We start from the raw sequence: 25663 nt of genomic DNA, 5'->3' as shown, positions 1-25663 counted from the left end.
CAGTCCTTCCTAGAGTCGGCCGGCGGCTTTGAGCCGGATGTAGGCATCGGCGAGCATGGGCGGCAGCTCGAGCGGGTGCGCATCAACTACTTCAGCCCCAAGTTGGCGCAGCTGGTTTGAAACGGCAGCCCGTTCCAAGAGGGCCCGTTCAGCTGCGGCGGCGCGGAAAACCTGGCTCGCCGTCGTGCGTTCTTCCTTCATCGCGTCCAAAAGCGGATCACGCACGGATGCCACCACCACCACATGCTGCGTGGCCAGCCGGGCCACCAAGGGCAGGAGGCCCTCCTCGGGGGCACCGCCGTCGAGCGCGGTCAAGAGCACCACCAGGGAGCGATGCGCCGAGACGGCCCGCACCTGGCCGGGTATCTGTTGCCAATCGAGCTCGATGAGTTCGGCGTCCAGCGGTGCCATGGCCTGGACGAGCTGCCCCAACAGGTTCCCCTTCGACGCCGATTCGACCCGGGCGCGCAGCCGCCGGTCATACGCGAGGAAGTCCACCCGGTCGCCGCCCCGTTCAGCCAGGACGGCCAGCAGCAGCGCCGCTTCGATGCCCGTATCAAGCCTGGGCTCATCAGCGATCCGCGCTGCAGCTGTGCGTGAGGTGTCCAGCACGATCACCACCCGCCGGTCCCGCTCCGGACGCCACGTGCGAACCACCACGGAGGTACGCCGGGCTGTGGCCCGCCAATCGATGGATCGGACGTCGTCGCCGCGCACATAGTCCCGCAGGGAGTCGAATTCGGTTCCAGCGCCACGGATCTGGACGGCTGCCCGGCCGTCCAGCTCCCGAAGTTTGCGGAGTTTGGAGGGCAGATGGCGTTTGGAATGGAACGGCGGAAGGACCCTCAGCTTGCCGGGCAGGGGACGGGTCCGTTGCCGGGCGGCGAGCCCCAAGGGGCCAAGGGAACGGATGGTCACGTGCGGCGATTCCAAGTCTCCCCGCCGGCTCGGGCACAACGTCACGGACATTCGACGGCGTTCAGCCGGCGGAACTGCCAGCGACTGGACGGCATTGGCCGCACCTGCCGAGGGTTGCCAGGCATCCCTGACCACGGCGCGGAGCCTGCGCCGGCTTCCGTTAGTCACCGTCAGCGTGGCAGTGACGCTGCTTTCAAGAGTCACATTGGGTGGCTGGCGCCGCTCCAACGTCACTTTGGCCGGTGACGCAGCCAGGACCAGATCGATGACCAGGAAGAGCAGGAGCGCTCCGGTAACGAGCAGCACTGTTGTCCATGCAGGAAAGAGCACCAAGGGAGCCAGCGCGGCGAACGCCAACAGGACAAAACGGCCCGTGATTGCCATTCAGGACGTCCTGGTCATCGGGGCACCGGCACGGAGGCCAGGATGCTGCCCAACACATCATCGACCTTGATACCGTCCATCTGGGCCTCAGGCCGCAACCCCACACGGTGCCGGAGGCACGGCAGGGACAACGCCTTGACGTCATCCGGCGTGACGAACGTCCGGTTCGACAGCCAAGCCCACGCCTTTGCGGAGTTGAGCAAAGCGGTGGCGCCACGGGGCGAGACGCCCAGCTGGAAGGATGGAGCCGATCGGGTGGCGCGGACAACGTCCACGATGTAGGCGAGGATCTCGGGAGCAACGGAAACCGCCGCCACCGCCTCGCGCGCACGGGCAAGCTCGGCGGCTCCCGCCACCGGACGCACTCCGGCCGCGCCGAGGTCGCGAGGATCAAAGCCCGCCGCGTGCCGGCGAATCACCTCAATTTCCTCCATCCGGTCCGGTAACGGCATGGTGAGTTTCAAAAGGAAACGGTCCAACTGGGCCTCGGGGAGGGGATACGTTCCTTCGTACTCCACCGGGTTCTGGGTGGCAGCCACGATGAAGGGTTCGGGCAACCGCCTGGAGACCCCGTCCACGGAAACCTGCCGTTCTTCCATGGCTTCCAGGAGGGAGGCCTGGGTCTTGGGCGGAGTCCTGTTGATCTCGTCGGCGAGGAGGATGTTGGTGAACACCGGACCCTCCCTGAAGGAGAACTCCGAAGAGTGGGAATCGTAGACCAGGGATCCGGTGACATCGCCCGGCATCAGGTCCGGCGTGAACTGGACACGCTTGGTCTCCAGGCTCAAAGCGGTGGAGAGCGCCCTCACCAGCAGGGTCTTGGCCACCCCGGGGACGCCCTCCAGCAAGACGTGGCCGTCACACAGCAGGGCGATGAGCATGCCTGTGACAGTCGGGTCCTGGCCTACGACGGCCTTGCCCACTTCACGACGGACATTCAACAAGGCTTCCCGTGCAGGATCTTCCCGATGGCCTTGGTGCGGGTGCTCCGGGGCGACGGCCGGGGAACCACCCGCTGTAACCGCGTTGTCCGGGTACGCGCCGGTAGTTTCCGCGTAGCTGCTCGGCTGGTTGTTCATCGGCCCATGGCCTCCTGTTCGATTTGTTCCATGCGCTGGGCCCATTGGACCAGGTGTCCTTCAGTCTCCGGATGGGTGCTGAGCAGCAATGCTTGCATCTCCGGTACCGGCCTGCCGAGGCGATACGCCAAGGCATCAACAACCGCATCGGGGGTGGCGTCAGCTCCCAGCTTGAAATGCCTGGCCAGCCTGGTGAGGGTGCCGGCACGCAGGGTGTCCGCAGCGAGCCGCAAAGCCCGTGAGTCCTGGTAAAGGCGCGCCCTGCCTTCGGCTGTCTCAGCCGCTTTCACGACGACCGGCAGGGGCTCAAAAACCAAGGGCCCCAACCGGCGTGCCCGCCACGCAATGGCAAGCAACGCCACAAACCCAAGCCACGGTCCGGCAACGGCCACCCACGGGGGGGCAAGCTCGCTGAGGGTTGGGGCCGAACGATCTGCTTGGATATCGGCCACGGAGGGCAAGTACCAGACCAGCTTCTGCGTGGTACCCAGCGTACGAATCGCCAGGGCGGCGTTCCCTTGATCGGCGAGGTGTTGGTTGTCCAGCAGGTCGGTGCTGCCCAAGACCACGAGCCTGCCCCCTTCGACCGCCGCATACAGTCCCGGTCCGCCGTCACGGATCGGATAGCAGACGGCGGGACCGGAATACACTGCGCCCCGCGCTGCGACTGGACCGGCAGCCTGCGCATCTTCCACTCCGCAGGCGGGATTCAACGTCGTTATGTCCTCAGGGACCACGCCGCCCGGACGGATATCGGCATCGAGGGCGCGCAGAACGGTCAGGCGGGGAGAAACCACCGTCATCCGGTTGGCGGAGTCCCGCAGCCCGGACAGCTGTTCGCCGTCGAGGAAACCCCGGGGATCATAGAGCAGCAAGCTTGCGTCCGGATCGCGTTCCAGCGCGGCTGTGGTCTCCTCCAGGGTGTCGGTGCTGGTGACGTCCACCCCGTGCTGGCTGAGGATTTCAGCCACGGCCATGGCACCTCCCGGACCGGGGTTGTTGGCGGACAACCGCCTGGAGTCCTGGGCGGCTGCTTGCCGATCCACCACCAGGTAGGTGACGAGCCCGGCGAAGAGCAAAGCCAGGATGATCCACAGTGTGTTTCTCCGGAACCACTGTCCGGCCCGGGGGTGCCGGTCGCGGTGTTGCGGCTTATTGGGCTCGGTCGCGGGTTCTCCCGTCCGGGCTTCGGCCAGGGTTTCCGTGCGGCTCATCGAGGCACCGCGAATCCTGTGGCCGCAGGTGCGCCAAACTCCGGTGCCATGCCAAGAAGCTCGGAATCAACGGCGCATACGGCCTCAAAATCGGCTCTGTGCGCAGGCATTCCGCCGTAGAGGACGGCGTCGAAGCTTCTTGCCGCATCCGTCAGGCGCAGCCTTGCGATAGGGAAGACCCCGCCCAGTTGCGCGGCTGCTTCATCGGCCGTGCGGCCGGGCCTCGCCTCAATGATGTCGCGTTCCTCCGAGGACCGGACCACAGCGCGGAACTGTTCGACGACGGCGGCCCGCCAGTCGCCGTCGTCCGCGGCAGCCGCCGCCCGTTGCCGGTATACCGCAGCGTCCACCACCGGCTCATCGCCGAAGACGTCGGGAACAGGTTTCCTGCGACGCGCGTTCAGCCTGGGACGGACCACGATGACGGCCACCACAATGAGCGCAATGGCCAGGGCGATGATGACGGGAACGGCGATTCCGTTGCCCGGCGACCCGGAGTCGCTGCCAAGGGAAGCCAGCCAGTCCAGGAAATCCTGCCATACCTGCTCCAGCCAGCTTGGCTGCGCGTCCGGGTATTTGGGCTTGGACAGTTCTTCCTCCGCCCATCGCCGTGCTTCGTTCCGGTCCGGACTCACCGGTGGTTCCAAGACAGCGATTGCACTGGGAATCCGCAGGAAAGCTCCCGTCATGCCGACGGCCACCCGGCACTTCTCCCTCGCGGGGCACCGGGAATCCCGTCAGGGTCGGCGCCGGACTCCATGAGCCTCATCAACTCGACGTCCAGTCCTTCCCGGCGCATCCGCAGGTCCATATAGATCAGGGCGGAGACGGAAGTCTGGAAGGCGAAGGTTATGGAACCTACCAGCGTTGAAACGACCGTGGAGATAATCGTGGTTACCAGCAGGGCCGAACTCATGGAAGCGAAATCCGGATGCGGCGAGACCACCGAGCCGACCGCGCCCGAAGCCAACTGCACCGGGATCTGGACGACGTAGCCGATAACCCCAACCAAGAGGTTCACGACGATCGTGATGCCGAAAATCCGCCACCAGCTGTTCTTGGTCAACTGCCAGGAGCGCAGCAGGCCCTGGTAGATTCCCACCCGCTCAACCACGATCGCCGCCGGTGCGAACATGAGCTTGATGGCGATCCAGAGGTACAGGACAAACGCCCCAAGCCACAAAGGAATGACCAAAGCAAAAGCGGCAGGGCCCAAATTCATCAGCAGCACCACGGCAATGCCGGCGACGGCTGCCATAGCCAGGAGTGCTGCGAAGGTCAGCAGGGCAGCCACGCCCAGCAACGGCCAAATCCGTGGGGCGGCCAGCTTCCACATGGCCTTGAAGCCTGTCCTCCGGTTCAGCACCGACCGGGATACCGGGACCACCAGCACGCCTTGGAGTACTGACCCCAGGAATGCCATGAGCATGGTGATGCCAAGCGCCCCGGCCATCATCCCGATGAAAGGGCCAAGGAGGCCGTCCAGTTCGGCACGTGATTCCACGGTATCCAGCGAATCGACCGCTTGGAGCAAGCCCAAGGAAACGGCCCCCAGAAGGGTCTGGCTGATGGCTTGGACGATCAACGCTGAACCGACCATGGCCGCGGCATTGCGGCGGATGGTCTGGAACGCGCCGTCGAGTATTTCCCCGAACTGCAGCGGACGCAACGGGATGATGCCTGGTTTGGGAGGTGCTACATATAGGGGTTGTCCATAGGGTGGCTGTCCGGGGGGCATGCCCGGCTGCGGCCAACCCGTTGGCGGCTGGGCCGGCCAAGGCTGTTGTCCGGCCGCCGGCTGGTGTGCCGGCGGGGATACCGGGGGAGTGGGCCACACCGGGGTGCCTCCCCACTGCGGCTGGGCACCCCAACCCGGCTGGGCACCCCAACCCGGCTGGGCACCGGCAGGTGGCTGCTGGCCGTGCTCTGGTTGTGACACGAATTCCTCCCCATCAGACCCGGCCCGCCGCTTATCGACGTCCCCCAAACGGACCTTCGGACCCCAGCCTATAGTCACGGCGCCATACCTCCTAGCATGACCTTCCGGCCTTTCGTGGCGGCCCTGTTGAAGGCTTTGCAGTACGGTGGAAGAGGCCTGTGGGGCGCCATGCCGTGCGCCCGCCCAGCAGGACAAAGGCATGTGGATAAGGGAACATATAACTATGAAGGCACGCATTCTGGTAGTTGACGACGACGAGGCACTCGCGGAAATGATTGGCATTGTGCTGCGCAACGACGGCTTCGAACCGGTGTTCTGCGCAGACGGCGGCCAGGCCCTCGATGTCTTCCGTTCGTCAAAGCCGGACCTCGTGCTCCTGGACCTGATGCTTCCGGGATCCGACGGCATTGAGGTGTGCCGGCAGATCCGTGGGGAATCGGATGTTCCGATCGTCATGCTCACCGCCAAGTCGGACACCTCGGATGTGGTTCGCGGCCTGGAATCCGGCGCGGATGACTACGTGCCGAAGCCATTCAAACCTGCCGAGCTCGTGGCGCGGGTGCGGGCCCGCCTCCGTCCCGGTGAGCAAAAGGCACCTGAAACGCTGCGGATCGCCGATGTCACCATTGACGTGGCCGGACACATGGTCACCCGCGGTGGTGAGAGGATTTCGCTCACGCCCCTCGAATTCGATCTCCTGGTGGCTTTGGCCCGCAAGCCTTGGCAGGTGTTCACGCGTGAGCTGCTCCTGGAACAGGTCTGGGGTTACAGGCACGCCGCGGACACCCGGTTGGTGAATGTTCATGTCCAGCGTTTGCGTTCCAAGATCGAGCGCGATCCCGAAGCGCCTGAGGTTGTATTGACGGTTCGTGGTGTCGGATATAAAGCAGGTTCCTGAGTCGTCCCCCGGTAAGGCCGGCCAAGAGGAAACCGAACAGCCTCCCGCCGGCACCGGTACACAGCCGGACGTCCCGCCTGCGGAACGTCAGACGTCGGAAGGGGCCTCTTCCTCCAGCCACCGCCAAGAGCGGAACGTGCGGTGGCTGATGTCGCGCGCGCGTATCTGGACGCGCCGTGGCCTCATACTGGTGCTCAGGGTGTCGCGGCTGGTTTCCATCGGCATTCGGCAGATCCGGCCGGGACTGCGCTTCCTCTGGCGCTCACTGCTTAAGAGGTGGCGGCGGTCCCTTGAGTTCAGGACTGTCCTCACCACGTTGCTGCTGGCGGTGACGTCCTTTGCCATCGTCGGGGCATACCTCTCGAACCAGATCGCCAACAACCTCTTCCAGGAACGCCTCGCCCAAGCGGAATCGGAGTCCCGTTACAACGTCAAGCAGGTCCAGGACACTTTCGACGGCGCTCAGGTCACGGATCAGTCCAGCGTCATCACGCTGGTGTACGACACCCTCACTGCGGTGGAAGGCCGGGGTTCGGTCATCCAGCGCCGCTACGTCTTCGAAGCCGTCCCGGAACAGACCAAGCCCCGCAACCGATGGGTCGAGTCACGCGCTTCGGACCAATTGACTGTCCGCGTCATCCCTCCTGAACTCCGCAAAGCGGTGCAGGAAGGAGGGAAGCAACAATTCTGGGCTTCGATGGAGTTCCCGGTGGGCAACGAGGACCGTCCCGGCATCGCCGTGGGCAACAAGGTCACGTTCAACGGGACCATGTACGAGCTCTACCTTATTTATGACCTCAACACGGCGCAGAAGACGTTGGATGAGATCCAGAACGTCCTGCTGGCCGGTGGTGCGGCACTGGTGCTCATGATCGGCGCCGTCGCCTGGTACGTCACCCGGAACGTCGTCAGCCCTGTCAGCCATGCCGCCGTCGTTTCCGAAAAGCTCGCGGCAGGCCAACTGCAGGAGCGGATGGTGGTCAAGGGGGAAGACGAGGTGGCCCGCCTCGGAGCATCCTTCAACCACATGGCTGCGAGCCTGCAGGAGCAGATCACCCAGCTTGCCACTCTCTCCCAGATGCAGCAGCGCTTCGTCTCAGACGTTTCGCACGAATTGAGGACCCCGCTGACCACGGTGCGGATGGCCGCGGAAGTCCTGTACGACGCCCGCGAAGACTTCGATCCCATGAACAAGAGATCGGCCGAGCTCCTCTACAACCAGGTGGAACGATTCCAGTCACTGCTTTCGGACCTGCTGGAGATCTCGCGCTTCGACGCGGGGGCGGCCGTCCTGGACGCCGAGCCGCAGGATATATTCCAAGTCCTGGGCCAAGTTATTGAAGGCGCAGCTCCGGTGGCTGAGGAGTATGGTTCCGAGGTCCTCCTGCACGCCCGTGAGAAGAGCATCATCGTGGAAATGGACTCGAGGCGCATCGACCGTATCCTTCGGAACCTGGTACTGAACGCCCTCGAGCACGGGGAAGGCCGGCCGGTCCACATTTCCGTTGCAGCCAACCAGGATGCTGTGGCCATCGCAGTCCGTGACCACGGAATCGGGATGACCCCCACAGAGGCGGCCCGTGTGTTCGACCGCTTCTGGCGGGCCGACCCCGCCCGCGCCAGGACAACCGGGGGAAGCGGCCTGGGCCTGTCCATCGCCGCCGAGGACACCAAGCTGCACAATGGTTGGTTGCAGGCGTGGGGCCGCAAGGGCGTTGGTTCGAACTTCAGGTTGACCTTGCCGCTGCGGCAGGGAGGGACAATCCTCAAATCACCCCTCCAACTTGAACCCGCGGAATTCGCCGTGAGCGGCATAGAGCCGGGGGCAGTGCTCGAACGGCAAGTGCTGTTGCTCAGCGCAGCAGCGGACGACCCCACGGCCGGGCCGGCTTCGGATGAGTTGGGTGCGCCCCTTGGGGACGCCGGCGTGGTACCTGCCGAACATCAAAACCCGGGTGCGGTTGACGGCGCCGGACACGGCACCCGCGCCGACGACGTCGAGGCAGGGAACCATGACGTTCCCGGCGCTGAAGACCGGCCGGAGCAAGGGAAAGGACCGACGTCGTGAATCGCCAACAAGCCCGCAAACGCGCCTTCGTGGCCATGCTGGCGATCCTGATGGTCCTGCTGGCTTCCTGTGCGCAGATTCCCCGGTCCGGACCGGTTGGCAAGAGCAAGGATGAGGGCGCCGGAAACGCCAACGCCCCCGTCTTCTTTCCGGCGGCACCTCGCGCCGGAGCAAGTCCGGAAGCCGTGATCGAGGACTTCTACATGGCGGGCAGCGGCTACGAGGACGACTACCCTGTAGCACGCCAGTACCTCACCCAGGCGCAGTCCGTCACCTGGAAGCCTGACAAACGTGCCTTGGTGTTCCGTGAGGCGCAGGTTGTTAAGACGGCCATTGAAAACGAATACGTCTACCAGCTGGATGTTGCCTATTCCGTGGATGCCGACGGCATAGCAACCCAGTACCCGGCTGGAACCAAGGAATCCATTCCCGTCACCCTGGACCAAGTGGAAGGGGAGTGGCGGATTTCCAAGGTGCCGGACGGGACGGCCATACCCGAGGAAACCTTCAAGGTCATCTACGGTGCCTATCCCATCTACTTCTACGACCCCACCTTCACTTATGCGGTGCCGGACTACCGCTGGTTCATCAAGAAGAAGACCGTCAAGTCGATGACCAGCGCCTTGCTCGCCGGTCCCGCACCCTACTTGCGTGGCGCCGTCGTCAGCGCTTTTCCGTCCGGGATGAAGCTGGCCCGTGAGTCGGTCCCCGTCGTGTCCGGGTCCGCGCAAGTGGACCTCTCGGCGAAGGAGCTTTTTGACGCCTCGGCCGAGGACCGCCAACGCATGCAGAACCAGTTGGCTTTGACATTCAGGAGCCAACCGGACGTGATAAACGTCCAACTGCGTGCAGACCAGGACCTGGTCCGGGTGGACGATGACGGTTCCGTCCTCCCGCCTGTGGTTGACCGAAGCGTTCCCGCCCGCCAAATAGCCATCAACAACGGGGAATTGGTCCGCTACGAGAACAACAGGATCTCACCCTTGCCTGACATTCGGTCGGTGGCGGGCCTGGGGCCGCATGCACCGGCCGAGTCGCCCGTGTCCCAAACCATCGCGTTCCTCAACGGAGACAAGACCACCCTGTACGTCATAGAGCCCGGACAGGAAACGGCCAGGCAACTGACCACCAGGAGCACCCTCACCGGGCCTTCTTTCAGTCCCGGTGATTGGGTTTGGACTGCCGGTCCCGGTGCCAGCGGTGCCACGGAAGTGGTCGCCTTCAAACCCACGGGCATTGCAGCAGGCATGGCTGTGCCGTCAGTGACCATGACCCCGGCCTGGTTGTCGGGCAGGACGGTCAAGGACTTCCGTGTTTCCAGGGAAGGAACCCGGGCGCTGGTTATTTCCGAAGCCAACGGAAAGACAGCGGTACAGGTGACCGGCATAGTGCGCAATCCCGACGGGACTCCGAAGGACCTTACGGTGCCCGTAAACCTGGTCACCTCTTCCGAACCGGACCAGGGCGTGTGGGTCAACGGTTCTTCGGTGGCAGTGATGGCGGGGTCCGCCACGGCAACCGTGGTTCCGGAACTGCTGTCCTTGGCATCAGGGGATCCCCAGCAGCTTGCGCCCTGGGACGGTCTCACGAGCCTGAGCGCCGGCAATGGCCCGGAGCAAATATTCGGCCAATCCGAGGCCGGGGTCTTCCAACGCGTAGGAAACGGTTGGGAGCTACAACTCAAAGGACCTACGGAGCCTTCCTTCCCGGGATGAGGTCCGCCGCTTCAAGGTTATTCACGCTCAAGGTTATTCACATAGCCGCGCGGGTGGCTGCCGACTAAGCCACCCGCGCGTCAGGCTTGGGACATGCTAAACACATACGCCATCCGTGGGCGGTGGCTGCTGTGACGTCCGCGGTCCGCAGTCCCCGCAATCCCCGGAGTCCGGCCACGTCTTTGCTTGCCCGCCGCGACCCTGACCTGGACTCCCGGGATCCCGGAGTTGCCCGCAGGCGCGGCGAATACCGTGCCGTGCCGGCCAGGTGCGCCGCGGCCTTTCAGCGCGCTTGTGGCGAGTTGCTCGTGCTGCTCGTTCCTGTTGAGTGTGTTTGCTGTGGAGTGGAGGACGCCGTCATTTGCGGCGTGTGTGCAAAGAAAATCAGGCTGTTGTGTGCCACGCCCTTCCGTGCGGAGCAACAGGCGCCGGCATTAGTGGACATCGATGGGACCGCGACGTTGGAAGTCGTGGCAGCGGGCCCGTACCGTGAGGAACTCAGCCAGGCGTTGTTGTCGTTCAAACGGCTTGGCCAATGGCGCTTGGCGAATGTCCTGGGCGCGTGCCTGGCACGGGCGGTGGGAGCTGCCGCCGGTGGAAAAGCAAGCTACTGCCTTGTTCCGGTGCCCAGCAGCGGAGCAGCTTTCAGGAAGCGTGGTTTCAGCCCCGTGCAACTCCTCCTGGCCAGTACGCGGCGCCGCCGATTGCTCCCGGACTTTCCGGTAGTGGACGTCCTGCGGAAACGCCCCGAACCTGTGCTGCTTATCCGTAGGGGAGCTTCGCCGCGGAGTATCTACCAGTACCTCGCCGGCGTTCTCGGAAGAAGCGGCGGTATCAGGAAAGCCGGAGGACAGAAGGGCTTGGGGCGCGGAGAACGGGCCAGGAGGGTCGCCGGCTCCATGCAGGTGCCGTCCCGGTCCACGAAGAAGATCAACGGGCAAAAGCTCTTGATCATTGACGATGTTCTGACCACCGGGGCGACGCTCGCCGAATCAGCCAGAGCGCTGTCCGCAGCCGGCGGCATCGTGTGCGGAGCCATCGTGTTGGCGGCCACGAGGCCACCAGCCTACGCCTCCGGGCCGGTCGGCGACGAGTCCCCGGAGTCCTTGTGACCAAATCAAAAAATAAGTTGCCAAAGGATGAATAACTCGTGCCGATGAACTAACGTCGGTTGTGGGTACCAAGAACAGATGTACCTGTCGATAGCGGCTCGGAAAGGGGCTCGACTGTCTGTCAGACCGGCCCCAAGAAGCGTCGTTGTCGTGTCACCTGAGTTATTGGAGGGCACCATGGAGTTCATGATCAGCGGACGAAATCTGACAGTTTCCGACCGCTTCCGCGAATATGCCGGCGAGAAGATCTCAAAGATTGAATCCCTGGGGGACAAGGTCCAGCGGGTTGACGCCAAGGTTTCCAAGGAGACCAATCCCCGGCAGACGCCCGGCCAGCTTACCGTTGAAGTGACAGTCTTGGGCCGAGGCCCTGTTATTCGTGCCGAAGCCACAGCCGCTGACAAATTTGCTGCCTTCGATCTCGCCTACAACAAGCTTCTTGAGCGTCTGCGGCGGGCGAAGGACAGGAAGAAGGTGCACCACGGGCGCCACACGCCCAAGGCCGTTCGCGAAGCAACGGCATCCCTGGAGCCTGCCAGTACAACGGCTCCCATTTACGAGGTGGCCGGTAACAGCGAAACCGCTGCAGCCGAACCCGACGAGCGGTCGCCGTACGAGATCGAAAACGATATTCCCGCCGGTGATTCCCCCGTGCTTATCCGCCGGAAGGTTTTCCCGGCAGCCTCGCTCACGCTCGACGACGCCGTCGACAACATGGAACTCGTGGGTCACAACTTCTACCTGTTCCTTGATAAGGAAACCAACGCACCCTCCGTTGTGTACCGTCGAAGCGGCTGGACCTATGGTGTGATCTCCCTCGATTCCACCTGTGAGCCCGGCCAGGAGGCCGTCGAAGAGAAGATCCACGCGTACCGCTCGGACGACCAAGCAGCAAGCGCACGGTAATCGGCGCGCTGCTTGTAGTGAAAGGACTCCCATGACCGTTTCGCTGAGCCTGTCACAGGCGCGGCGGATGGCTTTGGAGGCCCAAGGATTAGCAAGGGTCCGGCCCACCACCCCCGTAACAGCGAGGGCGGTGGGCCGGACTTTTGCCCAATTGCAGTTGGTGCAGATCGATTCGGTCAATGTCCTTGCCCGCAGTCACTACCTGCCCTTCTTTTCCCGGTTGGGTAACTATGACACCGCGATCCTGCAGACGATGGCAGGGAGGGCGCCTCGAAGAATGATGGAGTACTGGGCCCATGAAGCCAGTTTCATCAGGCCGGAACATTTCCCCGATCTGCTTGCCTGGCAGAAGCGGTACTGGGTGGGCGCCCACTCGTTGGACGAGGAGGTGCGAATTGACATGGAAAACCGCATCCTCGCAGTACTGGCGACGAGCAGGCCGATGACCGCCTCGGAACTGACAGCCAAGTTGGGACATGATGAAGTCCAGGACCGGGCGAACTGGGGTTGGAACTGGAACGTCGTCAAACGCGTTCTTGAACATCTCTTCGAGGAAGGGCGCGTTTCAGCCGCTGCCCGAACCGCCCAGTTTGAACGCCGGTACGCCCTGACGTCCCGTGTGTACCCCGGAGGAACACCGGAGTGGATGGATCCCGACGCATCCATGGACCGCTTGATCGAAGCAGCGGCGAAGGCTCATGGCATTGGTACGGTCCGGTGCTTCGCAGACTACTTTCGTACGCCGGCCAAAGCCGGACAGGCCTCCGTGGAACGGCTCCAGAGGGCCGGCCGACTCGAGCGCGTCACCGTGAAGGGCTGGGACCGCGACGTTTTCCGGCATGTTGACGCAAAAATACCGCGCCGGGCAGAAGGGCGCGCGCTCCTCAGTCCCTTCGATTCGCTGGTTTTCGAACGGCGCCGCCTTGAAGAACTCTTCGGCTTCCACTACCGGATCGAGATCTACACGCCTGCGGCCAAGCGGCGTTTCGGCTACTACGTGTTGCCATTCCTACTTCGCGAAGGGATCGTTGCGCGGGTAGACCTGAAGGCTGACCGGCCAGGGGGCAGGCTGTTGGTTCGCTCTGCCCATGCCGAACCCTCGGCGCCCTCGGATACTGCTGAGGAACTGGCAGCAGAGCTGTGCCTCATGGGGGATTGGCTTGGGCTTCAGGAAGTGGTGGTGTCACCTGTCGGAGACTTGGCCCGGACGCTCAACGAGGCCATAGCGGCCCGTCGCCACTCCCAAGATCCGCTCGGCGGGCGCGTCAATCCGCTGACAGGGGAAACAGGCTACGTGGCCTTGGTCTCTCCCGTAGACTGAAACAGCCAGAATTCGGCAGCATGAGACTGGGAGCAATTTCACGTGGCATCACTAATCGAAAAACTTCTCCGCACGGGTGACAAAAAAACCCTGAAGCAACTGCGGAACTATGCCGATTCCATCAATGCCCTTGAAGACTCATTCAAGACGTTCTCAGATGCCGAACTCCGTGAAGAGACCGACCGGCTCCGCGCCCGTCACCAAGACGGAGAAACCCTCAACGATCTTCTCCCCGAGGCCTTCGCTGCAGTTCGGGAGGCTTCGTCCAGGACCCTGGGAATGCGCCACTTCGACGTACAGCTCATGGGTGGCGCCGCACTCCACCTGGGCAACATTGCCGAAATGAAGACCGGTGAAGGTAAAACACTCGTCGCAACGGCGCCTGCCTACCTGAATGCTTTGACCGGCAAGGGCGTCCATGTTGTGACGGTCAACGATTACCTTGCCGAGTATCAATCCGAACTGATGGGCCGCGTCTACCGCTTCCTGGGCCTCACCAGCGGATGCATCCTGTCCAACCAGGATCCGGCCTTGCGCAGGGAACAGTACGCTGCGGACATCACGTACGGCACCAATAACGAGTTCGGATTCGATTACCTGCGCGACAACATGGCCTGGGATGCCAGCGAGCTCGTGCAACGAGGACACCATTTCGCGATTGTTGATGAAGTCGACTCCATCCTGATCGACGAGGCACGTACACCGCTGATCATCTCCGGCCCCGCCCAGGGGGACACCAACCGCTGGTACAGCGAGTTCGCCAAGGTTGTTCTTCGCCTCCAGCCGGACGTTGACTACGAGGTCGACGAAAAGAAGCGCACGGTAGGCGTGCTGGAATCCGGCATCGAAAAAGTCGAGGACTACCTCGGCATCCAGAACCTGTACGAATCAGCCAACACTCCTTTGATCGGTTTCCTCAACAACGCCATCAAGGCCAAGGAGCTTTTCAAGCGGGATAAGGACTACGTCATCCTGGACGGCGAAGTGCTGATCGTTGACGAACATACCGGACGTATCCTCGCCGGGCGCCGCTACAACGAGGGCATGCACCAAGCGATCGAGGCCAAGGAAAACGTCGAGATCAAGGCAGAGAACCAGACTCTCGCCACCGTCACCCTGCAGAACTACTTCCGCATGTATTCCAAGCTGTCCGGCATGACCGGCACGGCTGAGACGGAAGCCGCAGAGTTCATGAGCACCTACAAGCTGGGCGTAGTAGCCATCCCGACCAACCGGGACATGCAGCGCATCGACCAGCCTGACCTCGTCTACAAGAACGAAATCGTGAAGTTCGACGCGGTGGTCAAGGACATCGCCGAGCGGCATGAGAAGGGCCAGCCCGTCCTTGTGGGCACAACCAGCGTGGAGAAGAGCGAATATCTCTCCAAGTTGCTGGGTAAAGAGGGCATCCGCCACGAGGTACTCAATGCAAAGAACCACGCCCGGGAAGCCTCGATCGTGGCACAAGCGGGTCGTAAAGGCGCAGTGACTGTTGCTACCAACATGGCAGGCCGCGGCACGGACATCATGCTGGGCGGAAACGCCGAGTTCACTGCGATTGCCGAGTTGGCCAAGCGCGGACTCGACCCCGAGGAAAACTCGGACGAGTACGAGGCCGCTTGGCCGGAGGCGCTCGCCGCGGCCAAGCAAGCCGTCAAGGATGAGCATGAGGAAGTGTTGGATCTGGGCGGTCTCTACGTCCTGGGCACTGAGCGCCACGAATCCCGCCGCATCGACAACCAGCTTCGCGGACGGTCCGGCCGTCAAGGTGATCCCGGTGAGTCCCGCTTCTACCTCTCCCTGACCGATGACCTCATGAGGCTGTTCAACTCCGGTGCAGCCGAAAGGCTCATGAACAGTTCGGTCCCGGACGACGTTGCCCTGGAATCGAAGCTCGTGTCCCGAGCCATCGCCTCGGCCCAAAGCCAAGTGGAAGCCCGCAACGCGGAACAGCGCAAGAACGTCCTCAAATACGATGATGTCCTGAACCGCCAGCGCGAGGCTATCTACGGTGACCGCCGTCGGATCCTTGAGGGGGACGATCTCCACGAAAAGGTTCAGTTCTTCCTGGAAGACACCATTAACGCCCTGATTGACGCCGCGACTGCCGAAGGTACCGGCGACGATTGGGACTTCAACCAGCTCTGGTCGAACCTTAAGACCCTTTACCCGGCAACGGTCACCGCCCAGGACATCATTGATGAGGCTGGAGGCAAGTCCAAGGTTACGGTCGAGTTCCTGAGGAATGAGATCCTCTCCGACGCGAAGTTGGTCTACCAGGCACGCGAAGAAGCTATCGGCTCTGAAAGCATGCGTGAGCTTGAACGTCGCGTCGTCCTTTCGGTCTTGGGACGGAAGTGGCAAGAGCACCTTTACGAGATGGATTACCTCAAGGAAGGCATCGGCCTGAGGGCGATGGCGCAGAGGGACCCGTTGGTGGAGTACCAGCGCGAGGGCTATGTCATGTTCCAGAGCATGATGGAGGCCATCCGCGAAGAGAGCATTGGGTTCCTTTATAACCTCGAGGTAGAGGTAACCCCGGCGGAAGACGTTGTGGTGGCCGACGACTCTGTTGGTGGCACGCATACCGAGCACCACGAGCCTCAAATCCGGGCGGCAGGCCTCGAAGCGCCTGAGAAGCCGGCTCAGCTGCAGTACACGGCGCCCGGCGAAGACGGAGGAACCCAGACGCGCATTGAGGGAAGGTCTTCAGGCCGTTCGGGAAACCCGGCGAAGGCAGCCACCCAGGAACCGCGGAAGCCCGCTAAGAAGAAGCGGCGTTAGTTCGGTTCGTTCGAATCGTGAGAGTCCGGGATCGTTCAATGCGAGCGATCCCGGACTTCTTCTTGCCTGATGGCGAGCGAATCATCCAATCTCGAGCGCGGTCACCTGCCACACATCGTCCATCAGTTCCAGCCGGATTGCCAAAGCCCGGCAGCGTTGCTCTTCCGCCACCACGACTGAGGCCTCACAGATGGTGTCGGAAATGCTGCACACACGTACCGAGCGCACCATGGGGCTGAGGTGGATGCGTTGTGATGCGCGCGATTTCGCGGCGTGTTCACGGGTCAAGGCAGCTCTGTGTTGAAGCGAAAAATAGCAGTCATCAGACAAGGAAACTGCCAGCTGTTGTATAGGACGCGTTCCGGCAAGCACCTCCACGACTGCCTGGGCTATGCTGCGGGCAACCAACCGGACATCGATACTGTTGCCGCCGGAGCCGCGGACCGGCAGCCTGCGTTTCGGTTTTGGCCTGGCGCCCAGTCGTGGGGTAGTGCTTACGCTCATGGTCCATCCTCAGAAAGTTGCTTGAGGGAGCCGGGCATGGGGTTTGCCTGGCTCCAGTGCTATCTGGGATGACCCTGAAAGGGGTGAAATTGGATCTAAATGCCCCTGAGCGGGCAGGTTTGCTGGAGTGGGACGAATGGTCAGGTTCGCGGCGGAGGTTTCAGGACCTGTCCGGGATGGAGGACCGCAGGGTCCTCGCCGATCGTTGTTTTGTTGGCCGCGTACCACTTGGGCCACTCGAGGGCGATATCGAGATCACTGGCGAATGGTCCTGACCTGCTGGCCGCGATGGACCATAGGGTGTCGCCCGGCATGACAACAACGCCTTCATCGTCCGAAGCTCGTGGCGTTGCCACGCGTGCAGAAGGCCGACTGAGTAAACCCGGGTCGATGATTGGAGCCTTCGGCTTCCACCCGGGTGTCACGTTCAGGCCTGTCTTCGTCCAAGCGGCATCGGGTGACTGTGCTGTGGACGTGCTTCTCCACCCCGGATCGGGAACAGAAGCGGCGAAGGCCGCGGTGCCTCCTAAGAAGATTCACGCTCAGAACGGCTGCTCCGATGCGAATCATGAAAGCAGGGGTGGCTTTGGAGGCGACTCGCGCGGCAGTACTTTGTCCGGTTCGTTTCAAGACATTCGCCATGAGGCCGAGAACAAAGGATAGTAACCACCAGGACACGACCGCCAGACCCGCGAGGTTCGCGCCGAGGCCGAAGAGCTGGTCAAACGTCAGTGCGTCAATCGGCACCGCTTTTATACGTGGCCAAGGGCCGCCGACAACCACCAAAAGGCAACCGATGAACAAGATGGCAATGGCCAACGCGGCGTCGTTCCGAAGTGGTCTTAGTTCCTGGCTCATCGGACTCGTGCTCCCCACAGCAGTTTGATGTCATTTGATGCAATTAGTTCAGTTTGAACTTCTTTGATGCACTATGTCCAATTGTTACGCGCCGTGGTGTTGCTGCTTGTTTCTTCAGAGCCTAGCCTGAGCAGATGAGATGGGACTCTCTTTTCGGTGACATGGAGGCGCAATTTTTTGCTGACCGCACGTTGGCGCGGGAAGCAGAGGTTGCCGAACGTGCCCGCGTGGAGGTCGCGCAGTTCGAACTCGCCGACAGGCTCCGCGGCGCCCTCGGGCGCGAAGTCTCGATCACGCTAAACAATGGCAGCAAGGAAGCCGGTTCATTGGGGCGGGTCGGGGCGGACTGGTTGGTGCTCAACACTGCCACCCGTCAGTGGCTCATTCCGTTGCATTCCGTGAGCTATTTCGAGAATCTTGGCAGGCTGGCCCGGAAGCCTGTGAATGGGCCCGCTTTGGTATTTCCCTTGGCCAGTGCCCTTCGGGGCCTCGCCCGCGAAAGGCAGAGTGTTGAGGTCCATGTGGCGGCAGGCGCTGCGGGGCGTGTGCTCAGCGGAGTCATCGACAGGGTGGGCAAGGACTTCCTGGAGATCGCTGTCACAGGAGGAGAGGCGCGCCGTGCCACCGCCGTGACTGCTGTAGCTACCGTGGCCTTTAGGTCTCTGCTCGGGGTGCGCTCTGCTTCGCGACGCGAGTATTAGAGGAAGGTGGACCACTGCCGCTTTCAGGCAGATTTGGACCTGGATTTCTCGATCATCCGGCTCGCCTCGGCATAGCGCTCTTCGATGTACTGCTCCAACATCTTTTCTTCGATCCGCCACTGGCCGCGGCCGCCTACTTGTATGGCCTTGAGTTCTCCGCTCCTAACGAGCGCGTAGGCCTGGGGCGAGTTGATCTGGAGTTGTTCGGCAACGTCGGCCAAGGTCAAGAAACGGGGCATGGGACCATTTTGCCATCGAAATGCAGGCTTTGGTGCAGTTATCCACAGTTTCATGCTTTTCATGGCTCTTCGGTTGGGCTTGGTGCTGGAATCCCCGGACAATGAGGTGGCAGAACAGCCGCATGTCACAACTGACGGGGGAGCATGAATGATGGAGCAGGGGTCACCTACCGGAACGGCGCGATTGAAAGCCCCTTCATGGAAGGACCCCAGGCTCCTCATCGGGATTCTGTTGGTCTTGCTGTCCGTGTCAGGAGTCGTGGCCGTTATCGGCTCCGCTGACAAGACCAACAAGCTGTACGCGGCTAAGGAGCCAATCGCTGTGGGCCAGTCCATAAGTGCCGATGACTTCGAAGCGGTTGATGTGCGTTTGGGAGATGTGGAGGCGTTCTACCTAACGGTTTCAGCCGGCCTTGCAGAAGGCGACGTGGCGCTTCAGCGGATCGAAAAGCACCAGTTGGTGCCTCGTCAAAGCCTCGGGCGGGCCGATGCTTTGGACCGCAAACCCGTGGCCATCCCTGTGGAGACAGCGCTGCCGGACCAAGTAGTTCCCGGGGCCAGGGTGGACGTCTGGGTTTCGAAACCGGACTCTGCACGCGGCTTCGACAGGCCGGTCCTGTTGCTCCCCGGGGCGGAAGTGACCGCGGTTGCGCCCGGTTCCAGTGCTTTGGGGGCGTCCAAGTCAACAGTTCTCCTGGTCCTTGTGACAGATCAGCAGATGCCCGAGCTGCTGGGCGCGCAGGCTAACGGCGCAAAGGTATCCGCGGTCTGGAACCCTTCAGGCGTTCGGCAATGAGCATTCCGGTAGTCACCTTCGGCCCCGACCAACAGTTCGTGGTGGGTGGGCTTGAGCGATTGCACGGTCCGGTCACCGTCGTTCGGCGCTGCACGGAACTGACGGAGCTGCTCGCAGCATGCGAAAGTGGCTTGGCCATGGCCGCCGTCATTTCGGCCGACACCTCGGACCTCTCGTCCAGCCTCGTGGAGAGATTGGACGCCGTGGGTGTCTCCGTTGTCGTGCTGACAGATGACGCTGAGGAAATGCTCCGACTGGAAGCGATCGGCGTGCTGCCGGAGCGGGCGGACATAGCCGCCGCCGACCTTGCCGACCGCATTTCCCGTGCGGTTGACCGGCAGAGGGAGAGCCCCCGTGCTGCTGCGGGAACGGCTTTCGCCGGGCTCTTCCCGGATGCGGAGGTGCAGCTGCCTGCAGCTGAGGTGGTCCGGGAGGGCGCAGGGCGGGTCATCGCAGTGTGGGGACCGGTGGGAGCGCCAGGGAGGACCACTGTTGCGGTCAATGTCGCTGCCGAACTGGCTGCCCGGGGAAGCTCAGTCATTCTTGCGGATGCGGACAGCTATGGTGCCAGTGCATCAGCCATGCTGGGTCTGCTTGATGAATCTGCTGGGCTTGCCCAGGCGTGCCGCTTGGCAGATCAGGGTGTCCTTGACGTCGCTGGACTCACCCGCATAGCGGAGGAGGTGCATGTGCGGGGTAACAGCTTCCGTCTCCTTGGGGGCGTTACCCGCGCTGATCGATGGACCGAACTCCGGCCTTCTGCCCTGTCAGCCGTAGTGGAGCGGGCCAAGCAGCTTGCGGACGTTGTGGTGGTGGATGTCGGGTTTTGCCTGGAGGCTGACGAGGAATTGAGCTTCGACTCCATGACCCCGCGCAGGAACGGAGCCGCATTGAAAATCATGGAGCTCGCAGACGAGGTCATTGCAGTCGGAGCGGCGGATGCCGTGGGCATCCCGAGGCTCGTCCGAGGACTTGGGGAGCTGAAGGACACTGCTGAACAGGCCAACATTCGGGTGGTCCTCAATAAGGTCAGGCAATCTTCGGTAGGGCGGGGACCAAGGCAACAACTGCTGCAAGCCTGGGAACGGTTCGGGCCGGGCATGGCCATTTCCGCTTACCTGCCCTCAGACCCTGCTGCCTGCGATGCGGCGCTCCTGTCGGGAACGGTGCTCCTGGAGTCCGCCCCCGACTCCGCACTCCGTAAAGCCATTGCGGAGCTGTCCTGTGCAGATATCCAGCAAAATCGAGAATCCGCTGGACGAAATACCAGAGCCCTTGGGTTCCTTAAGCGCTAGGCTCATTTTGTGGGCTGCAGAGTCGCAGCAATCAACAGGTGATGGAGGCGTTTGTAGATGTCGTCAGGGTCCAGTGTGGAGGATCGGTCCGATGCAGCAGTTGTCCGCGAAGGTTTCTTCGGTGACTACTACGAGCACCTCGCAGAGGAGGATTCCCGAGGCTACTCTCCTGAGGTCCTGATTGCCCGGGCCAACAAGCACAAGGAGCTGGCGTCCTCCCGCCTGCCAGGAAATGCAGTAGTAGAAGTCGTTGGGGAGGCGGATCGAAGCGTCGTCTACATTGTCACGGACGATATGCCTTTCCTCGTCGACTCGGTCAACGCTGAACTGGTGCGGCAGAACTGCGCCATCCGCCTGGTCATGCACCCACTGTTCGTGGCTACCCGCAACCGTGAAACCGGGGATCTGGCCAGCGTTTCGCGCGTCCCCTCCAACGTCGGAATCTCCAGCGGCGACACCGCAGCATTGCCCAGCGTGGCGCACTTGCTGGGGAACGGCGACAACGCCTCGCACATGGAATCCTGGATCGCCGTCGAAATTGACCGCGTGAATGACGACGCGCGGAAAGAGCTGGTCGAGGGCCTGCAGCGCGTCTTGGGGGACGTCCGCGCCGCCGTCGAGGACTGGCCGAAGATGCGGAGCAAAGCCCTGGAACTTGCCGAGGCTTTGGGCACCGTTTCGCACCCGGAGCAAATTGCCGAACTCCGCCAGGCCCAGGACCTCCTGCGATGGTTGGACAAGGGCAACTTCACGTTCCTCGGATACCGGGAGTACGACCTCATCAATGAGGACGGCGAGGATGTCCTGGAGCTTCGCGAGGACAGCGGCCTGGGCTTGCTGCGTGCAGGCGACAATACCCGGCAAATCCAACACCTTACCGACGCCGGCCGTAAGCGTGCGCGGGAGAAGCGGGCGCTGGTCATCACCAAAGCCAACTCCCGATCGACCGTTCACCGTCCGGCATGCCTTGACTACATTGGCGTGAAGAGCTTCGATGCCGCCGGCAACGTCAACGGCGAGCGCCGCTTCATTGGCCTTTTTGCCACGAGTGCGTATACAGGATCCGTTCGGAACATCCCCATCGTCCGGGACAAGGTGGATGCCGTGCTTCGCAACGCGGGGTTCCCCATTGACTCCCATTCGGGCAAGGACCTTTTGGGCATCCTGGAGACCTACCCGCGCGACGAACTCTTCCAGATCGAGGTTCCCGACCTCGCCGCCACAGCGACGGGAATCCAGCGGCTGCAGGAGCGCCGCAGGACCAAGCTCTTCCTGCGCCCCGACATCTACGGCAGATTCATGTCTGCCGTGGTGTACCTGCCGCGCGACCGCTACACCACCAGCGTCCGCCTCAGGATCGAGCAGGAGCTGCGGGAAACCTTCCAGGCCGAAAGCATTGACTACGAGGCAAGGATCACCGAGTCGGCCCTAGCCCGTGTGTTCTTCCGGATCCGGCTACCCCGAACAGCCGAATTGGCAGAAGTGAACGTTGCGGAGCTGGAACACCGGTTGATGCGCGCCTCCCGTTCATGGAGCGAAGGCATAGCCGAAGTCCTCCGCGAGAACCGGCCCGCAGAAGAAGCGGACGTACTGTCAGGGTTGTGGGCCGAAGCTTTCCCTGCCGGCTACCGCGTGGACTACGAGGTGGAGGACGCCCTCGAGGACATCGAACGCTTCGAGAAGTATGGCGCCCAGGCGGAACGCAACGGGGAAACCAACGCGAACCTGCGTCCGGGTGTCCATGTCTACCTTCCGGAGGGGGCGGGAGAGTCCCTTGAAGAAGACGCCCGCGTCAAGCTGTACCTCATGGAGCCTAAGAGCCTCAGTCAGATCCTTCCTTACTTCCACAACCTGGGCTTGGAAGTGCTCGATGAACGGCCCTTCGAAATCGAAACCGCCGACCACCGCGACTTCTTCCTCTATGACCTTGGCCTGAAGTACCCCACAGGTATTGATCCTCTCGCCACGGGCAACCTCTTTGCTGATTCCTTCGGCGCCGCGGTGACGGGTGCAGTCGAGTCCGACGACTTTGACCGCTTGGTGCTCCGGGAAGGGATGCACTGGCGCCAGGTCACGGTGCTTCGCGCGTATGCCAAATACATGCGCCAAATGGGCAACACGAACTCGTTCGGGTTCATTGCCGACACCTTGTTGTCCAACCCTGAAGTCGCCCGCGGACTGACTGTACTCTTTGCTGCACGGTTCGATCCCGAGGTTTCAGACGACGAACGCGAGGAACGCCAGGCTGCCGCCCGCACCGCCCTCGCCGAAGCAATCGAAGACGTTGCGACGCTGGATGCTGACCGTGTCCTGCGGACCTTCGTCAACCTGATCGAGTCGACGCTTCGCACCAATTACTTCCAGAACAAGGGCTACCTCAGCTTCAAACTTGATCCGACGAGCATCGAGGGATTGCCCTTCCCGCGGCCGATGTACGAAATCTGGGTTTACTCGCCACGGGTCGAAGGTGTCCACCTCCGCTTTGGCAAGGTGGCGCGTGGCGGCCTCCGCTGGTCCGACCGCCGGGAAGATTTCCGAACGGAGATCCTCGGTCTCGTCAAAGCCCAGACCGTAAAGAACGCCGTCATCGTGCCCACGGGTGCAAAGGGAGGATTCTTCGCCAAGAAGCTTCCGAATCCCACCGTGGACCGCGCCGCGTGGATGGCAGAAGGTATCGAAAGCTACAAGACCTTCATCCGTGGGCTGTTGGACATCACCGATAACCTCGTCACCTCGCCTGAAGGCGAAAAGCTCGTTCCGCCGTCGGACGTTGTCCGGCACGACGGCGACGACTCCTACCTGGTGGTCGCTGCGGACAAGGGAACCGCGACGTTTTCCGATACCGCCAACGGGCTGGCGGCAGAGTATGGTTTCTGGCTGGGTGACGCCTTCGCTTCCGGAGGTTCGGTTGGATATGACCACAAAGCCATGGGCATCACCGCCCGCGGCGCCTGGGAGTCCGTCAAGCGGCACTTCAGCGAACTGGACCTGGACACGCAGACCGAAGAGTTCACGGTGGTGGGTGTCGGGGATATGTCGGGCGATGTTTTCGGCAACGGCATGCTCCTTTCCCGGCACATCCGCTTGGTGGCTGCCTTCGACCACCGGCACATCTTCCTTGACCCGACGCCGGATGCGGCGGCTTCCTTCGCCGAGCGGCAGCGCCTGTTCGAATTGCCCAGGTCATCGTGGGACGATTACGACCGCGCGCTCATCAGCGAAGGCGGCGGTGTCTTCCCGAGGCAGGCGAAAACGATTCCTGTCTCCGAGCAGGTCCGCCAGTCACTCGGACTGCCCGACGGAACAACCCAGCTGAGCCCGCCCGAGCTGCTCCGAGCCATCCTGTTGGCACCGGCGGATCTGCTGTACAACGGCGGCATCGGCACCTACATCAAGGCGAGCACGGAGACCAACGCGTCCGTAGGGGACAAGGCAAACGATGCCATCCGCGTCGACGGACGGGACCTGCGGGTCAAGGTCGTCGGTGAAGGCGGAAACCTTGGCCTGACGCAGCGTGGCCGCATCGAGGCCGCCTTGCAAGGCGTCATTCTCAATACGGACGCAATCGACAATTCCGCCGGCGTTGACTGCTCCGACCACGAAGTAAACATCAAGATCTTCGTCGACCGGATGGTGTCCGCCGGGAAGTTGGAGGAGTCCGAACGCTCCCGGTTCCTTGCGGACATGACCGAAGAAGTAGGGCGGCTCGTCCTGCAGGACAACATCGACCAAAACATCCTGTTGCTGAACGACCGCACGCGGGTGGCGGAGTGGAGCCCCAGTTACGAACGGCTTATGGACTGGCTGGAGAAGTCGGCCGACCTCAAGCGGGATCTTGAGGCGCTTCCCTCAACGGACACGCTGAGGCAGCGTCTCGACCAGGGACAGGGACTGACTTCTCCCGAGCTTTCGGTCCTTGCTGCTTACGCAAAGATCGAGCTGGCATCCGCGCTGCGTGAGAGCGACCTTTCAGAAGATCCTTGGTTCAAGGACACCATCCGCCAGTACTTCCCCAAGCAACTGCGCGAGCGTTTCGATGCGGAACTGGATACCCATCCTTTGCGTCGGGAAATCATCGCGACTGTGGTGGCAAACGACATCATCAACCTCGGGGGCATCACGTTTGCCTTCCGTGCCATTGAGGAGACGTCCGCTAACGAGGCCGCCGTCGCCAAAGCGTTCGTTGCCCTTCGGGAAATCTATGAGCTCGATTCGATGGTGGACGAGCTGAACGCGTTGCCGGCATCCTTCCCCACGGAGCATTGGAGCGAGATCCACTTGGACATCCGCAGGCTCCTTGACCGGGCCGTTCGCTGGGTGCTGGGGCAAGGTATCGCATCCCAACCGATCGCCGACGTCGTGGATTCCTTCAAGCCGATGATGGTGCCGCTGCGTGCCCGGCTCCTGGACTACCTTCGTGGAGACGACAAGGCCCGCGTGGCCGAGTGGTTGGAGAAGGCCCTGTCCTGGGACCTCCCGGACCACCTGGCACACCGTTGGGCGGAACTGTTCGAGAGCTACGCCCTCCTGGATATCTCCCGTATAGCCACCTCGCGCAGCGCCGACGTCGAGGACGTGGCCAATGTCTACTACACGGTGTTCAACCGGTTCCATGTGGACGCCCTGCTGGAGCGCATCAGCGCCTTGCCCCGGGATGACCGCTGGCAGGCCCTGGCGCGGGCTGCGTTGCGGGATGATCTCTATTCCACAGTTGCGGACATGACGACGTCGGTGCTTGAGTCGACGGAAAAGGGCGCCTCTGCGGAGGACCGGCTGAAGGCCTGGGAAGGGCAGAATGCTGAACAACTCGGGCGGGCGAAGACCATGTTCGACGAAGTGAACGCACTCGAGGCCGATGACATGGCCTCACTGTCGGTAGCATTAAGGCTCTTGAGGTCAATCGTCCGACGCTAGCTGTCAGCCGGCGTCGAA

At 62.4% G+C, this 25663-nt stretch carries 19 protein-coding genes; 11 read left to right on the top strand and 8 right to left on the bottom strand.

Annotated features, from left to right (window positions below; translation table 11 throughout):
• Positions 1–9 precede the first annotated feature (9 nt).
• The 5 genes from QN084_RS03395 to QN084_RS03375 are packed head-to-tail and all read right to left on the bottom strand — an operon-like array spanning position 10 to position 5534.
• Complete coding sequence (locus QN084_RS03395) at positions 10–1302, bottom strand: DUF58 domain-containing protein (protein ID WP_021471859.1); 1293 nt, start codon at positions 1300–1302, stop codon at positions 10–12.
• Between the two features lie 14 nt (positions 1303–1316).
• Positions 1317–2381, bottom strand: coding sequence for an AAA family ATPase (locus QN084_RS03390; RefSeq protein WP_021471860.1), 1065 nt, complete (start codon positions 2379–2381; stop codon positions 1317–1319).
• On the bottom strand, positions 2378–3595 hold the full coding sequence (locus tag QN084_RS03385) for a DUF4350 domain-containing protein (protein ID WP_021471861.1): 1218 nt from the start codon (positions 3593–3595) through the stop codon (positions 2378–2380). Before QN084_RS03385 ends, QN084_RS03390 begins: the two co-directional genes overlap by 4 nt.
• On the bottom strand, positions 3592–4284 hold the full coding sequence (locus QN084_RS03380; protein WP_031216350.1) for a DUF4129 domain-containing protein: 693 nt from the start codon (positions 4282–4284) through the stop codon (positions 3592–3594). Before QN084_RS03380 ends, QN084_RS03385 begins: the two co-directional genes overlap by 4 nt.
• Positions 4281–5534 (bottom strand): DUF7847 domain-containing protein, encoded by a 1254-nt coding sequence (locus QN084_RS03375; protein WP_225740012.1) that lies wholly within the window; start codon positions 5532–5534, stop codon positions 4281–4283. Before QN084_RS03375 ends, QN084_RS03380 begins: the two co-directional genes overlap by 4 nt.
• Before the next feature lie 223 nt (positions 5535–5757).
• Between QN084_RS03375 and mtrA the strand changes: the two genes are divergently transcribed.
• The 7 genes from mtrA to secA all read left to right on the top strand — a co-directional run bounded on the left by mtrA (position 5758) and on the right by secA (position 16338).
• A complete protein-coding gene (gene mtrA / locus QN084_RS03370) occupies positions 5758–6432 on the top strand; it encodes an MtrAB system response regulator MtrA (protein ID WP_021471864.1) in 675 nt (224 codons plus the stop codon).
• Between the two features lie 148 nt (positions 6433–6580).
• A complete protein-coding gene (gene mtrB / locus QN084_RS03365) occupies positions 6581–8500 on the top strand; it encodes an MtrAB system histidine kinase MtrB (protein ID WP_021471865.1) in 1920 nt (639 codons plus the stop codon).
• Between the two features lie 35 nt (positions 8501–8535).
• The gene (locus QN084_RS03360) at positions 8536–10215 is read left to right on the top strand and encodes an LpqB family beta-propeller domain-containing protein (protein ID WP_069695242.1); all 1680 of its coding nucleotides are present in this window, start codon (positions 8536–8538) and stop codon (positions 10213–10215) included.
• A gap of 437 nt (positions 10216–10652) precedes the next feature.
• A complete protein-coding gene (locus QN084_RS03355) occupies positions 10653–11327 on the top strand; it encodes a ComF family protein (protein ID WP_021471867.1) in 675 nt (224 codons plus the stop codon).
• 177 nt (positions 11328–11504) lie between these two features.
• A complete protein-coding gene (gene hpf, locus QN084_RS03350) occupies positions 11505–12233 on the top strand; it encodes a ribosome hibernation-promoting factor, HPF/YfiA family (RefSeq protein WP_021471868.1) in 729 nt (242 codons plus the stop codon).
• A 31-nt stretch (positions 12234–12264) separates the two neighbouring features.
• A complete protein-coding gene (locus tag QN084_RS03345) occupies positions 12265–13554 on the top strand; it encodes a winged helix-turn-helix domain-containing protein (protein ID WP_021471869.1) in 1290 nt (429 codons plus the stop codon).
• Between the two features lie 42 nt (positions 13555–13596).
• Positions 13597–16338: a preprotein translocase subunit SecA gene (secA, locus tag QN084_RS03340; RefSeq protein WP_021471870.1), complete on the top strand. Its 2742-nt coding sequence runs from the start codon at positions 13597–13599 to the stop codon at positions 16336–16338.
• Between the two features lie 81 nt (positions 16339–16419).
• Here secA and QN084_RS03335 read toward each other — a convergent pair whose 3' ends face one another.
• Positions 16420–16842 (bottom strand): Rv3235 family protein, encoded by a 423-nt coding sequence (locus QN084_RS03335; RefSeq protein ID WP_021471871.1) that lies wholly within the window; start codon positions 16840–16842, stop codon positions 16420–16422.
• Between the two features lie 140 nt (positions 16843–16982).
• Positions 16983–17198, bottom strand: coding sequence for a LysM peptidoglycan-binding domain-containing protein (locus QN084_RS03330; protein WP_236593328.1), 216 nt, complete (start codon positions 17196–17198; stop codon positions 16983–16985).
• A 636-nt stretch (positions 17199–17834) separates the two neighbouring features.
• On the opposite strand from QN084_RS03330, the gene QN084_RS03325 reads away from it, so the two are divergent.
• Positions 17835–18401, top strand: a complete 567-nt coding sequence (locus tag QN084_RS03325; RefSeq protein ID WP_031216357.1) for a hypothetical protein — start codon at positions 17835–17837, stop codon at positions 18399–18401.
• Between the two features lie 23 nt (positions 18402–18424).
• On the opposite strand, the gene QN084_RS03320 is transcribed toward QN084_RS03325, so the two are convergent.
• On the bottom strand, positions 18425–18640 hold the full coding sequence (locus tag QN084_RS03320) for a helix-turn-helix domain-containing protein (protein ID WP_021471874.1): 216 nt from the start codon (positions 18638–18640) through the stop codon (positions 18425–18427).
• A gap of 151 nt (positions 18641–18791) precedes the next feature.
• Between QN084_RS03320 and QN084_RS03315 the strand changes: the two genes are divergently transcribed.
• Genes QN084_RS03315 through QN084_RS03305 form a run of 3 tightly spaced genes read left to right on the top strand, consistent with a single transcriptional unit; the run spans position 18792 to position 25645 of the window.
• On the top strand, positions 18792–19436 hold the full coding sequence (locus tag QN084_RS03315) for a CpaB family protein (RefSeq protein WP_031216358.1): 645 nt from the start codon (positions 18792–18794) through the stop codon (positions 19434–19436).
• Positions 19433–20731, top strand: a complete 1299-nt coding sequence (locus tag QN084_RS03310; protein WP_021471876.1) for a CpaE/TadZ family protein — start codon at positions 19433–19435, stop codon at positions 20729–20731. The genes QN084_RS03315 and QN084_RS03310 overlap by 4 nt, the downstream gene beginning before the upstream one ends.
• Before the next feature lie 57 nt (positions 20732–20788).
• Complete coding sequence (locus QN084_RS03305; RefSeq protein ID WP_285751069.1) at positions 20789–25645, top strand: NAD-glutamate dehydrogenase; 4857 nt, start codon at positions 20789–20791, stop codon at positions 25643–25645.
• The last annotated feature ends 18 nt before the right edge of the window (positions 25646–25663 follow it).

It is taken from the genome of Paenarthrobacter sp. R1, from assembly GCF_030264015.1.
Classification (GTDB): Bacteria; Actinomycetota; Actinomycetes; order Actinomycetales; family Micrococcaceae; genus Arthrobacter; species Arthrobacter ureafaciens.
This window is presented reverse-complemented; position numbering and strand designations above follow the sequence as displayed.